Here is a 14317-nt window from a genome sequence, read left to right as displayed (position 1 = left end):
CAACGAGCGCACAGCACGGCGCTTGCACGGTGTGCCGCTGCATAGTCGCCGCTTCTGCAACGGTCGCCTTGGGAGGGGATATGCCGCTGTTTTCACGTCGAGCACGCTCGACATTCGGCGCCGCCTGGATCGCGCGGCTGCTGGTTCTGACCTGCTTCGGCAGCCTTGCCTCGCTAGCGCACGCCGAGGTCACCACCATCGATGTGGCGTCGCCCGGCAAGGTCTTGCAGGTGAGTCTGGACCTGGATGGCGGCACGCCGTACTACCGTGTGCAGCGGCTGGGACAGCCGGTCATACAGCGCTCACGGCTGGGCTTTACCTTGCGCGACGGCCGCCTGGACCGCGGGTTGGTGGTGCGTTCGCAGTCACGCCAGAGCCATGACGACACCTGGGAGCAACCCTGGGGTGAAACACGTCTGGTGCGCAATCACTACAACGAACTGCGCGTCAGCCTGGGCGAACGCGATGGTGCGCAGCGCAGCTTCGAAGTGATCTTTCGCGTCTACGACGACGGCGTGGGATTTCGCTACCACTTCCCGCAGCAAGCCGGATTGCGTGAAGCGATCATCGACGAGGAAGTCACCGAATTCGCCATCGCACAACCGGCCGAAGCATGGTGGATTCCCGCAGGCGAGCCGACCCACTACGAGTATCTGTATCGGCGCACGCCGTTGAATCAGGTCGCACTGGCGCACACGCCACTGACGCTGCGTACCGACAGCGGGCTGCACATTGCGCTGCACGAAGCGGCGTTGGTGGACTACGCCGGCATGTGGCTACGTCGCACCGACGACCAGCGCCTGCGCGCGCAGTTGTCGCCAGCCGCCGGAGGCTGGAAGGTGCGCCGCAGCCTGCCGTTCGATACGCCGTGGCGCACGCTGCAGATCGCCGATCAGGCCACCGGCCTGGTGGAATCCAACCTGATCCTCAACCTCAACGAACCCAATGCGCTGGGCGCGGTGGACTGGGTCAAGCCGTCCAAATACGTCGGTGTGTGGTGGTCGATGCATCTCAACCAACAGACCTGGGCCACCGGACCCAAACATGCGGCCACCACTGCCACGACCAAGCGCTATATCGACTTCGCCGCCGCACATGGATTTCGCGGCGTGCTGGTCGAAGGCTGGAACCCGGGCTGGGACGGCGAATGGTTCGGCAACGGCGGTAGCTTCGATTTCACAAAATCCACGCCGGATTTCGACCTACCTGCACTGAGCACGTACGCCGCGGCCAAAGGCGTGCATTTGATCGGCCATCACGAAACGGGATGCGCAGTGGACCATTACGAAGACCAGATCGCCGAGGCGATGGATCTGTACGCACGCTTCGGCGTGGACTCGGTGAAGACCGGCTATGTCTGCGACGACGGCCAGGTGGAGCGACGCAACCCTGCGGGCGGTGCACCGTTGCGCGAGTGGCACGATGGCCAATGGATGGCGCGCCATCATCTGCGTGTGGTGCGCGAGGCGGCCGAGCGGCATATCGCAGTCAATGCGCACGAGCCGATCAAGGACACCGGGCTGCGTCGCACCTATCCCAACTGGATCTCGCGCGAAGGCGCGCGCGGCATGGAATACAACGCCTGGGGCCAGCCACCCAATCCGCCGGAACACGAGGTCAACCTGGTGTTTACGCGCCTGCTCGCCGGGCCGATGGACTACACGCCGGGCATCGTCAGCCTGAAGGGTCGCAACGGCCAAGCCATTCCCAGCACGTTGGCGCGGCAGCTCGCGCTGTATGTGACGCTGTATAGCCCGATCCAGATGGCCGCCGATCTGCCCGAGCATTATCTGCAGCATCGCGACGCGTTCCGCTTCATCGAAGACGTGGCGGTGGACTGGGACCAGACCCGCGCATTGAATGGCGAAGTGGGCGACTACGTGACCATCGCGCGCAAGGATCGGCATAGCCGCGAATGGTTCCTGGGCAGCATCACCGACGAACACGGCCGCCTGCTGCAGGTGCCGCTGGGTTTTCTTGAACCCGGCGTGCGCTACACCGCCCAGATCTACCGCGATGGCGACGGCGCCGATTACCTGAGCAACCCGTTCGCCTTTGTGCGCGAGGAGCGCCAGGTCGGCAGCAGCGACACCCTCGAACTGCGCCTGGCACCCGGTGGCGGGCAGGCGATCCGCTTCGTCCCGATGGATGGCAAGCGTTGAGTGATGCATCGCAGCACGCTGCGGTGCCGCCGACGCCAGTGAGTGGATCTCACCACCGCGCCCCATCGCCACAGGTCGTGCATCGCGCCCATGCGTGATCTGCAGCAGCAGCTTTGTGCGCTGGATGCCTTGCGTGGAATCGATTTCATTGCGGTTGTGCGGGTTGAATACGTATGCAGCACCCGTTTGCATGCGGGTGCGGTGTCTACCATACGTTGCAGTCGTGACGTCCGTCCGGGCGTGCGACGCATGACATCCAGGCGTCTGCCGGATCAAAAAATCAAAGAACAACATGTACCTGGGAGGGGAAAATGTTGAAGCACAAGCGCTCTGCGCTGAGTATCGCCCTGGCCGTTGCCATGGCACCGACGCTGGCTGCTGCGCAGTCGGCAACGCCTGCACAAGCCACCGCCACCGAACAAACCGCATCCAATCAACAGAACGGCGCAGTCACCGAGTTGGACAAGGTCCAGGTCACCGGCCTGCGGCGCGCGATCGAAGGTGCCATCTCGGTCAAACGCGACTCCACCTCGATCGTGGAAGCCATTTCGGCCGAAGACATCGGCCGCCTGCCCGACGTCAGCATCGCCGAATCGCTCGCGCGCCTGCCTGGCCTGGCCGCGCAGCGTGTGGCCGGTCGCGCGCAAGTCATCAGCGTACGCGGCCTGTCGCCGGACTTCTCCACCACCCTGCTCAATGGCCGCGAAGTGGTCAGCACCGGCGATAACCGCAGCGTGGAATTCGACCAGTATCCGTCCGAGCTGGTCAGCGGCGTCACCGTCTACAAGACCCCTGACGCCGGTTTGGTTGGCCAGGGCCTGTCGGGCACCGTGGACATGCAGACCGCACGCCCGCTGAGCTACAACGAGCGGGTGATCGCCATCGGTGGCCGCTATCAGCGCAACTCGCTGGGCAAGGCCGCCAACGTCGACCCTTACGGCAACCGCTTCAACGTCAGCTACATCGACCAGTTCGCCGACCGCACCATCGGCCTGACCATCGGCTACGCCCACACCGACATGCCGATCCAGGAAAACCAGGTGGGCCTGTACGAGCCGTGGCAGCAGGTCAACGCACAGCGTCAACGCCCCGGCGTGGCCGATGGCGTGTATTTTTCCGACGGCATCAAGGCGCTGCGCCGTACCGGTAATCAGAAGCGCGATGGCGTCATGGCCACGCTGCAATATCGCCCGTCCAACGCCTGGACCAGCACGCTCGACGCCTTCCACACCAAGGCCGAGCAGATCGACACGGCCAACCAGTTCGAGCTCAACCTGAGCAACTACAACGGCGGCTACACGCCGGGCCTGAACATCACCGACGTGCGCGTCAACGACAACAACAGCTTCATCGGCGGCACCGCCAGCGGCGTCTACCCGCTGGTGCGCGGCATGTACAACAAGCGCGAAGACAAGATCGAAGCGTTCGGCTGGAACAACGAAATCACCGCCGGCGCGGTCAAGATCATCGCCGACCTGAACTACTCCAAGGCCACCCGCGACGAATTGAACCTGGAGAACAATCTCCAGCGTGCCCCCATGCCACAGTTGGACACCGTTGGCGTGTCGGTCGTCGGCAACGGCTTCTCGCAGCTGGCGCCGGGCATGAATTATTCCGATCCGAGTGAGCTGTTCCTTACCAATACCATTTACGGCTCCGGTTACGGCAAGGTGCCGCGTGTGGAAGACGTGCTCAAGGGTGCGCGCCTGCAGGCCAGCTTCCCGATGCCCGAAGCGCTGAGCTGGTTCTCGGATCTGGATGTCGGCGTCAACTACGCCAACCGCGAAAAGCAGAAGACCCAGCCCGAAGGCAACATCACGCTGGGCGCGCAGGGCGAGGCCACGGTGGCCGCGGATCTCCAATACGCACCTGTCAACCTCGGCTTTGCCGGTCTCGGCTCCCTGCCCGCGTGGAATGTGCCGGCGGCGGTCTCGCGCTACATGCTGTTCAACCCCAGCGACGACGCGTCGTTCCTGGTGTCCAAGGCCTGGACGGTCGAAGAGAAGATCACCACCGCCTGGCTGCGCGCCAACATCGATACCGAATGGGGCGAGGTCGGTGTGCGCGGCAATATCGGCGTGCAGTTGCAGAGCGCCGATCAATCCTCGCAGGCCAATTACTGGGATGCCTCGCAGCCGCCTGGCAGCGAAGTGCGGCCCATCGACGATGGCAAGAAGTATCGCGACTGGCTGCCCAGCCTGAACCTGGCTTTCCAGTTCCCGTACGAGCAGACACTGCGCTTTGCGATGGCCAAGCAGGTGGCGCGCCCACGCGTGGACCAACTGCGTGCCTCGCTGGAGTTTGGCGTGGATACCTCGACCGGCCGGCCCGGCGCCAGCGGCGGCAACCCGATGCTCGATCCATGGCGCGCGAATGCCATCGACCTCTCGTACGAAAAATATTTCGCCGAGCGCGCGTATGTGGCGGCCGCCTTCTTCTACAAGGACCTGAAGAGCTACATCTACACCCAGAGCCGCGACAACTACGATTTCTCCGCACTGGTCGCCGGCTACGTGCCGCCACCGGGCTCGGCCCCGGTGCTCACCACCGGCACCTTCAGTGCACCGTTCAACGGCAAGGGCGGCACGCTGCGCGGCGTCGAGCTCACTGCATCGCTGCCGCTGGATCTGCTGTTCGCCCCGCTGGAGGGCTTCGGCATCCAGGCCAGCGCCACATTCAACGACAGCGACGTCAAGATCCGCGACCCGGAAAGCGCCTCCAGCGTCGGCGATGGTGAAATCAGCCTGCCCGGCTTGTCCGAGCGCGTCTACAACCTCACCGCGTACTACGAGCACAAGGGCTTCGAAGCACGCGTCAGCCAGCGTCGCCGCTCCGACTTCATCGGCGAGATCGGCAACTTCAACGGCAACCGCACCCTGCGCTACGTCGTCGGCGAAAACATCACCGACGCGCAGATCAGCTACAACTTCGCCGAAGGCAGCACCCTCGATGGCCTCACCCTGCTGCTGCAAGCCAGCAACCTCAGCAACTCCCCGTACCGCACCTATGCAGAAACCAAGGACCGCCCGCTCGAATACATCGAATGGGGCCGCACCTTTGTGCTGGGCGTGAACTACAAGTTCTGAGTGGCTGGTATCACCACGTTCTGGAGACAAGGGGACTGAGTCGCTTACGAAACGTCGGGGCGCGTGATACCCCAAGTTCGCCTTCCACATCGGAAGGCGAACAAGACGCTCGAAGCCGCAGCGATCAAGAGCAGCAATATAGGCCCCTCTCCCACCGGGAGAGGGGTTGGGGTGAGGGTACGTTACAGGCGTTGCGCATTCTGAATCATGCATCGCCCCGATGTTAGCGCTTAAGCCCATCCAGGGAGAAGTCTGCAACTGAAGATCACGAACCTTCGTTACCTTCAAAATTTATATCGACCAATACAATAAATTAATTATTCCATGTCGGATTATTTTATCTCGCCCTGAACTTTCCAACCTAAGCCAGCCTTCTTAGCTGGCTACAAAGATCTGTTATTCAATGCAACCAGTCTTGAAATGCGCCACACAAAGGGCACACCACGATTTATTGCGCAAGCACACCGACTAATTGAGCTACTTCTCTACGCAAAAGCTCTAGTAAAGCATTTCCGGAGAACAGCTATTTCCTAAACGCCACGCGCCTCTTTTTTATGGTCCTTACAAGCTGAAAGCAAAGACAAGCACAAATGATGGCAAATAGAATTATCGTATAGTCGGCCAACTCAATTTCATATCCAAAGTAAACTCTACTCGAAAAGTAAAACAAAAACCTTATTGATGACAACCCAAAAATAAAAGCCCAGAATTTAAGCCAACGCAAAGACATAATTTTCCTGCTACACCTTAATTTTTGATCCGCAGATTTCCAGCCACCGGCGACAATTCGCGCCCCGATACCGACGGCACTAACAAAAAAGTTTATACGATCATCTAGTTGCGCCAAATACCATTCCCGACCAACCCAATACAGCGATTAAGTATACAGATAAATTAGAAAATCATGCTCCATGACATGTCAGAGCACAGCAGTACCTCGCGTGCGCCTCTTGCAGATAGTACCCAGTAGATCTGAAGTCCAGATTCAGAGCCAATGCTCGATTCGATGGCCGCTGATTATTAACTTGACCGTACCGGACAGCTTCAGCAAGTAAAGTCTGGCGATCAAGGCACACTATAAAGTAAAAGGCAAGCGGGCCTCAGCAGCGATGAGATGCCTTACACCAACCGGCATGCGTTGCGGCAACGCATCCAAATGACTCCTTTAGCGAGTTAATCGCGATCTTGGCAGATCGATAGGCTGAGGATGACACAGAGCCCATCACCAATTCTGGAGTGGCTACCCACCTAGAATGCAGCGATTGAATAACACCTTTCAGCATGAATGCGTCAAGACGCGCATGCCCCTCGATCTGATGATACCCCTCAGAAGATCGAGAATCGGATGGACGATTACACTAATTCCGCATAAACACCTTGATCCGACCTCGATCGACGGTGTCCTACCTGAAGGGCTCAACCATGCGATAAATTTTCAGCCTTATTCGTACTCATGCGTAAAGCAGAGCTCGTTCTCGATAAAATTTTAAATACTGCCCTTGAGCTCCACGCTAGATACCTCCAATTATCCTCAGAGGCATCATTCAATGACATGAGACATTCCCGAAGGAATATCTCACTTCTTGTCAATCGAACCCTTGGCTAAGCTTGACAGCAAAATCAGCTATTACTCGCAAGCCACGACACAGATAACCGCATGGGCCGCCAACTGTAGCTCGCTAAGATCAACGTTGCCGCGCTCTACGCCAGGTACGTCGATCTGCTTCCATTCACCTGGGGGCAACCGAAGCGAGGCAGGATCGCCAGACAGATTGAATGCCAACAGCACGACCTGACCCGCATGCTCGCGCCGAAACATCAGCACAGGCTCGGCCGTGTCGTAGAAAGCGATGGATCCCTCACGCAACGCCGGTATTTCCTTGCGCCAAGCAAGAAACGCACGTACTGCGCTCAACACAGAATGCGCATTGTCCTGCTGCACACTCACCGCAGCGGCACGATGTGGCTCCGCCAGCGGCAACCACGGCTTGCCACTGGTGAATCCAGCAGATGGCGCGTCGGTCCATGGCATCGGCGTACGGCAGCCATCGCGGCCCTTGAAGGTCGGCCAGAATGTAATGCCATACGGGTCCTGCAGGTCCTCAAATGCCACGTCCGCTTCGCCCAGGCCTAGCTCCTCGCCCTGATACAGGCAGATCGACCCACGCAGCGAGCACAGCAGTGCCACCACCATCCGCGCAAACGCCGGCGACGCATGTTCGCCGCCCCAACGCGTTACCGCACGCACCACATCGTGGTTGGAAATCGCCCAGCACGGCCACCCCTCCAACATGGTGGCCTCGAGCCGGCTCACCGTCTCGCGGATATACGCGGCGCTGTAGTCCTGCACCAATAGCTCGAAGCTGTAGCCCATATGCAGGCGGCCCTGGGCGGTGTACTCGGCGGTGGTCGCCAGCGAATCCTCCGACGATATCTCGCCCAGGCTCACCGCGTTCGGGTAGCGGTCCAGCAGTGCACGCAAGCGCTCAAGGAACACAAGGTTCTCCGGCTGCGTATTGTTGAAGTAGTGGTACTGATACGCGTACGGATTGTCCGCACTGAAGCCGCGCCCTACTCGCTTGTCCGCTGGCTTGGCCGGGTTGTCGCGCAGCTGCGCATCGTGGAAACAGAAGTTGATCGCATCCAGCCGGAAGCCATCCACGCCCCGATCCAGCCAGAAGCGGACGTTGTCCAAGGTCGCCTGCTGCACCTCCGCATTGTGGAAATTCAGGTCGGGCTGGTCCACCAGGAAGTTGTGCAAGTAGTACTGCTCGCGCCGTGGCTCCCACTGCCAGGCCACGCCACCGAACAACGACAACCAGTTATTCGGCGGCGTTCCATCCTCGCGCGGGTCGGCCCACACGTACCAATCGGCCTTCGGATTGGTCCTGTCCTGACGGCTCTCCTGGAACCACGCATGCGCGATCGACGTATGGCTCAGCACCTGGTCGATCATCACCTTCAAGCCAAGCCCATGTGCCTTGTCGAGCAAGCGATCAAAATCGTCCAGCGTCCCGAACAAGGGATCCACCGCGCGATAGTCCGCGATGTCGTAACCAAAATCGGCCATCGGCGACTTGAAGAACGGCGAGATCCAGATCGCATCCACCCCCAACCCGGCGATGTAGTCCAGCTTGGCGATGATGCCGGGCAAATCACCGACCCCATCGCCATTGGAATCGAGAAAACTGCGCGGATAGATCTGATAGATGACGGCCCCGCGCCACCATGGTGTCTGCGACATGTACGCCCCTCCCGGGCCAATGCGGGCGCGAGAGGGCGCCCAGCTAGTCGCACTAGCGTAGCTGCGCCGCACAGCACAAACGCATTCGTGCATACGTATTCATCGATAAGCGACGATCAGAAAGTAGCCAAATCAAACAGCCTTAAATGGCTCGCGCTAGCCAATTTTGAATCTTGTTCAGACTGCAGCACTCCTAAGTCCTCAGCCCGAATAAATTTTTTTTCAAAAGAATCGGGTTAAAAACCATATGCCCTGCATCACCAATTTAATCCCACAACATCTTTAATACTAATCAGAAAATCCAATAAAAAAATTAAGTTCAGAAACTGGTATATTTCAAGAATACTCAGAACAGGTCAAATGAATCATCTGACATTTCGCATCCGAACCCGCCCTACTTCCACATTTTTTTGCACCACGAGAAGCAACACCAATACTTTTTTATATCTATTGACTTATTAGCTTAACCCGAGACCGGAACAGAAAATGCGACGCACTTGTTCCCATAGGTGAACGCAACCTTATAAGAATTCACGCCTTTCTTTGAAAAAATGTCGAGCACCTCACTTTAAGCTTCTGTTTTAGAGGATATTTCTACCGCTTTAAATGGAATTAAAATTTAAAAAAAACTGGCTTACTACATGCCGAGTAAACAACCCGGCATTCTCCCCCGTTTTCATCGCAATTGGAAACGGACCGCTTAGATGCGAAATCGATGCTTGGCCCCAGTCCAGTAGAAGCAGGCTTATATTTGACGGTAGGCCACGCAAGCGCAACGCACTGATTACGGTACGTCGTCACCACCTTACATCTTTTTGCTCCCGCCTCGGAACATGTAGCTAAGGCTTGAGCTTTCGCCTTGGACTTGTCTGCCAGATCAGAGGCCGTACCTACATCAGCCGTATCTTCGTCAACAGCGATCGCCCCCCATCGAGATTCCCACTTACCAAGCGGCGTGGCTCTTGGAGCTTCTACATCTTCCTGACCACTTGAGGAAGTCTGCGGAGAAGGTCCGCAGACAGCGGAACCAGCCGTTGCACCGATTGGGCAGGCAGTCTGTGCAGCGGCTTCCCCAGAATAAAAAAAAGATAAAATTAGCGCACACAACGTTGATAGAAAAATCTTCATCCGCTTACCTCCAAATTCATACAGAACCAAATAGAAATTACGCTTGGTCACTGTTGTTGTAAACACCCTATGACCCGGCGACTAGTTCATTGGATTACTGTTGATCTCTTATCGCTGGATTAGTGACGCCTGAATTGACGCTATTAATACTACGATCTTCTCTGCCACCGTCTGAAGGCTGCGGCGGGACGTAACAATAAGATCCCGGCGGCTGCCCCTGCGGTCCTGGCCGACTCGCCGCTCCGGAATACCGATCCCATAAAACAGCCAGCGTTGGAATAGTGATTTGGTCTGCTCGAATAGTAGACATAGAATGAAAAAAAGGCCCAAAGCCGACGAACAGTGCCATCGCGATGCGGTAGAGCAGCATCATAGAGCCTGCAACAACTGCAGGGCCGCCAGTGCCAACGCCAACCATCCACATCGCTCGGGACTTCTGTGAATCCNTCGCGATGCGGTAGAGCAGCATCATAGAGCCTGCAACAACTGCAGGGCCGCCAGTGCCAACGCCAACCATCCACATCGCTCGGGACTTCTGTGAATCCAGCGTCGGATCTTGCACGACATCAAGTACGTCAATGCTAGACAAGGCGACCTGCATCCATCCCAAGCTCTCGTCTACCTGATCTTCTGGCGTCTTGTTTTCGCCCGTGATCGCATANGACATCAAGTACGTCAATGCTAGACAAGGCGACCTGCATCCATCCCAAGCTCTCGTCTACCTGATCTTCTGGCGTCTTGTTTTCGCCCGTGATCGCATAAACTCTAAATTGCGATCAAAGCCGCAATCGTAAAAATCGGTATGCTCTTACAAACTATCGCGCCGCAAACTTCAATTTTTGAAACCAAGCCTAAATGGAAGCCTTTTAGAAACCCAAGCGCACAGTGCCAAATTTTTCGTTGATTCGTTTACCTTCACCGCTAGTCTCGGAGCTGCAAGAGTCTAGATACGATTGACGAGCACTTTTGGTTTTGCGTTCACTGTACCCATGGCGATCAAAACGGACTATTTTAAAATAATCCCCCATAGGCTCAGCGCAACTTTTACCTGTGCTTGCGCCCGCTAGTTTTCCAGACATGCACATCAACGTAGTGCAGGAGTCCCCTGCATAGACTGGTGACGCGGCAACCAAAAACACCCAAATCAAAGACTTCAAAGTTTTCATTTTCAAACTCCCTTTATACGTAACACTAAATTAATTAATATCCTTTGACGGAAAATAATAACATACAGAATAAATCATCTGACATATTGCACCCGAAAGTACTAAAATCTGCACAACCTAGAATTTCATCACTTACTCACACTAGAAACTCCTAAACTTAGGCTCTGAGCACTCTGAGAATGTCATTTTACAAGCCCTACCAGACTTTTCGCAGCTTTTACCGGCGATCTTTGTTGCATTTTCCACAGAGGAAGCATTGGCGATAGCACCGCCTGCACCACCATCAACTGGGTTAACAGAAGCAACACATTGATTTCTATACGTTACTATTACACGACAATCAGCTGCACCCCAAGTAGCACATTTAGATAGTGCATCTCTAGAGGCATCTCCTTTGGAAAGAAAACCAGCACTTAGGCCAGTATCTCCATTAGGAGACTGTGCAACCGCGCCCCAAGTTTTTAGCCATTCACCATTAGGCTTAGGTGCAGGCGTCGTTATATAGCTGTCAGAACTAGAGCCCTGACTATCTGAAGGCCCAGGACCACACATAGCACTACCAGCCGCAGTGCCAATCGGACATGCAGTTTGGCCAAATGCTGCAGTGATCGGAAAAATTAATAAGAGCGCAACGCACGAAAGTGCAAGTTTCGCCGAAATTGAGTTATGCATTCCTACCTCCAGGTCGCTCTGGTAAAGGAGCATTAGCAAATTTCCCTTCCGACTGCTGAGGGGCATCAGCTGACCCACGTGTCACCCTCGTGGGTGAAGCGGTTCCTACGACAACATCAGAGTTAGCATCTCTGGCAATTTGGGGGGGGGAATAAGTCTGTGGGGCATAAGATCCTGGCGGCTGCCCCTGCGGGCCCGGACGGCTCGCAGCACCAGAAGCCCCAGTCGCCGCCCCCATTGCCGCATATGGTGTAAATGCGCCGAGCGTGCCCTGGAAGAACATCGCAGCCATCGGAGGTGCAGTCAGGATTAGCGTGGTCAGAATCAAGCCCATACCCCCCTGTTGCAGAGCCTGRCTACTGATGCCGGAGGTGAAATCTTGACCGAGCACCGACCCTAGTAGCGAAGATCCCCAGAAGGCCATGGACACTTTGGTAACCATGTCCAAAGCGATANTACCCCCCTGTTGCAGAGCCTGTCTACTGATGCCGGAGGTGAAATCTTGACCGAGCACCGACCCTAGTAGCGAAGATCCCCAGAAGGCCATGGACACTTTGGTAACCATGTCCAAAGCGATAGATGTCATGACGGCTAGGACCGACATGGAGAAGAAAGTACCGATTCCATAGAACAGCCAGCGTTGAAATAGTGATTTCGTCTGCTCAAATAGCAGACACAGAATRAACAAAGGCCCAAAGCCAACGAACAGTGCCATCGCGATGCGGTAGAGCAGCATCATAGAGCCTGCAACAACTGCAGGGCCGCCAGTGCCAACGCCAACCATCCACATCGCTCGGGACTTCTGTGAATCCANGAGCTCGGGTTGCAGACCCATGTCCAAAGCGATAGATGTCATGACGGCTAGGACCGACATGGAGAAGAAAGTACCGATTCCATAGAACAGCCAGCGTTGAAATAGTGATTTCGTCTGCTCAAATAGCAGACACAGAATGAACAAAGGCCCAAAGCCAACGAACAGTGCCATCGCGATGCGGTAGAGCAGCATCATAGAGCCTGCAACAACTGCAGGGCCGCCAGTGCCAACGCCAACCATCCACATCGCTCGGGACTTCTGTGAATCCTGCGTCGGATCTTGCACGACATCAAGAACGTCAATGCTAGACAAGGCGACCTGCATCCATCCCAAGCTCTCGTCTACCTGATCTTCAGGCGTCTTGTTTTCGCCAGTGATCGCATAAACTCCAAATTCCGATCAAAGCCGCAATCGTAAAAATCGGTATGCTCTTACAAACTATTGCGCCGCAAACTTCAATTTTTGAAACCGAGCCTAAATGGAAGCCTTTTAGAAACCCAAGCGCACAGTGCCAAATTTTTCGTTGATTCGGTTACCTTCACCGCTAGTCTCGGAGCTGCAAGAGTCTAGATACGATTGACGAGCATTTTTTGTTTTGTTCGCACTGTAACCGTGACGATCAAAACGGACTATTTTAAAGTAATCCGCCATCGGCTCAGCGCAACTCTTACCAGTGTTGACCCTTGCTAACTTGCCAGACATGCACATCAACGTAGCGCAAGAGTCCTCGGCATAAGCTGGTGCAACGACAAAAAAAAGCGATAAAATTAAAGACTTCGAAACGTTCATTGTTAAACCTCACTGATTTAGAGTCCGTAACCCAAAATCGCTAAAATCAAGGAAAAGAAATTTTCTAGCACCTGAAATTCTCCTACGCCATATCCACAATCCAAATAACAAAACTCAAATAACCAAAAAAAGCATGGATTTATTTGTTACTGCCACCTTTTCGCCATAAAGAACCTCACAACCGCATGGCCGGCACAAAAAATCCTAAAAACTAGTATTTATGAAACAACGGCTTACTACAGGCAGAATAAACGGTTCTGCACTCACCACCGTGCCTGTCACAATTTTCAATAGATCTAGTAATTGCAACTTCTTCGGAAGCACCAAGTCCAGTTGCAATTGCTCTATCCTGAACTGAAGGCCAAGCTAAGGAAACGCACTGATTACTGTAAGTTGTTATTTCCTTGCAAGCCTTTGAGCCATCAGATGCGCAAATCTTCTTGGCTTTGGCTATAGCAGCGGATTTACTCGGACTGCCTTCAGAAGTGCCTACAGCGGATGTAACTTTATCTAACCAAATTGAGCCCCATTGGGACTCCCATTCACCAGTTGGGATTGCTCGTGGCGGCGGAGCCTCTTGCACCGCATCATATCCCCCACCCTGCGACGGGCCGCAGGTCGCAGCGCCGGCAGCTGTACCTATAGGACATGCAGTTTGTGCCAACGCACCAATAGTCGGGACAAGAAACAAAACCACAAAAAAAATGATTTTATTAAAAAAGCACATAACGCACCTCCAATCAAGAATGCCGAACTCACAATTTAAATCTCAAGCAACTTAAATAATTTGAAATTTCGATTGCGATAACGAAATTAAAATGGCTCAAACGCGATCTTGATGGGCTCCCTTCGCGCCGGCCACCATTTCATTCTGATTACTTAAAATGCGCGGCCCTGGACTAGAAACCCTAGTACCGCCGGTCGAATCCTCCCTGCCATTATCGGACGGCATTGCAGGAGCATAGCCGTATGAACCCGGCGGCTGACCCTGCGGTCCTGGCCGACTCGCTGCTCCGGAAGCTCCAGTAGCAGCACCCATGGCAGCATATGGAGTGAACGCACCTAATGTGCCCTGGAAGAACATCGCAGCCATCGGAGGTGCAGTCAGGATTAGCGTGGTCAGAATCAAGCCCATACCCCCCTGTTGCAGAGCCTGGCTACTGATGCCGGAGGTGAAATCTTGACCGAGCACCGACCCTAGTAGCGAAGATCCCCAGAAGGCCATGGACACTTTGGTAACCATGTCCAAAGCGATA

5 protein-coding genes and 3 pseudogenes are annotated in these 14317 nt (G+C 55.4%); 2 read left to right on the top strand and 6 right to left on the bottom strand.

Annotated features, from left to right (window positions below; translation table 11 throughout):
* The first annotated feature begins 80 nt into the window (after window positions 1-80).
* Window positions 81-2162, top strand: a complete 2082-nt coding sequence (locus tag ASF90_RS14375; protein ID WP_055851487.1) for a glycoside hydrolase family 97 protein — start codon at window positions 81-83, stop codon at window positions 2160-2162.
* Window positions 2163-2473: 311 nt separating this feature from the next.
* Window positions 2474-5248: a TonB-dependent receptor gene (locus tag ASF90_RS14370; protein ID WP_055851484.1), complete on the top strand. Its 2775-nt coding sequence runs from the start codon at window positions 2474-2476 to the stop codon at window positions 5246-5248.
* A 1627-nt stretch (window positions 5249-6875) separates the two neighbouring features.
* Here ASF90_RS14370 and ASF90_RS14365 read toward each other — a convergent pair.
* From ASF90_RS14365 to ASF90_RS24280, 6 genes and pseudogenes are all read right to left on the bottom strand, one after another.
* Complete coding sequence (locus ASF90_RS14365) at window positions 6876-8492, bottom strand: alpha-glucosidase (RefSeq protein ID WP_055851482.1); 1617 nt, start codon at window positions 8490-8492, stop codon at window positions 6876-6878.
* Between the two features lie 1377 nt (window positions 8493-9869).
* A pseudogene (locus ASF90_RS24290) lies at window positions 9870-10066 on the bottom strand (type IV secretion system protein); the annotation flags it as partial.
* 861 nt (window positions 10067-10927) lie between these two features.
* Complete coding sequence (locus ASF90_RS22465) at window positions 10928-11458, bottom strand: DUF4189 domain-containing protein (protein ID WP_082473574.1); 531 nt, start codon at window positions 11456-11458, stop codon at window positions 10928-10930.
* 456 nt (window positions 11459-11914) lie between these two features.
* Window positions 11915-12271: pseudogene (locus ASF90_RS24005) on the bottom strand (type IV secretion system protein); the annotation flags it as partial.
* Window position 12272: 1 nt separating this feature from the next.
* Window positions 12273-12584 (bottom strand): type IV secretion system protein (locus ASF90_RS23490; RefSeq protein WP_236699276.1); only part of this gene is annotated, 312 nt, incomplete at its 3' end.
* Between the two features lie 1300 nt (window positions 12585-13884).
* Window positions 13885-14317: pseudogene (locus tag ASF90_RS24280) on the bottom strand (hypothetical protein); the annotation flags it as partial.

Source organism: Xanthomonas sp. Leaf148 (genome assembly GCF_001423585.1).
Classification (GTDB): Bacteria; Pseudomonadota; Gammaproteobacteria; order Xanthomonadales; family Xanthomonadaceae; genus Xanthomonas.
The sequence above is the reverse complement of the archived record's forward strand: the minus strand, read 5'-3'. Positions and strand labels throughout refer to the sequence as shown.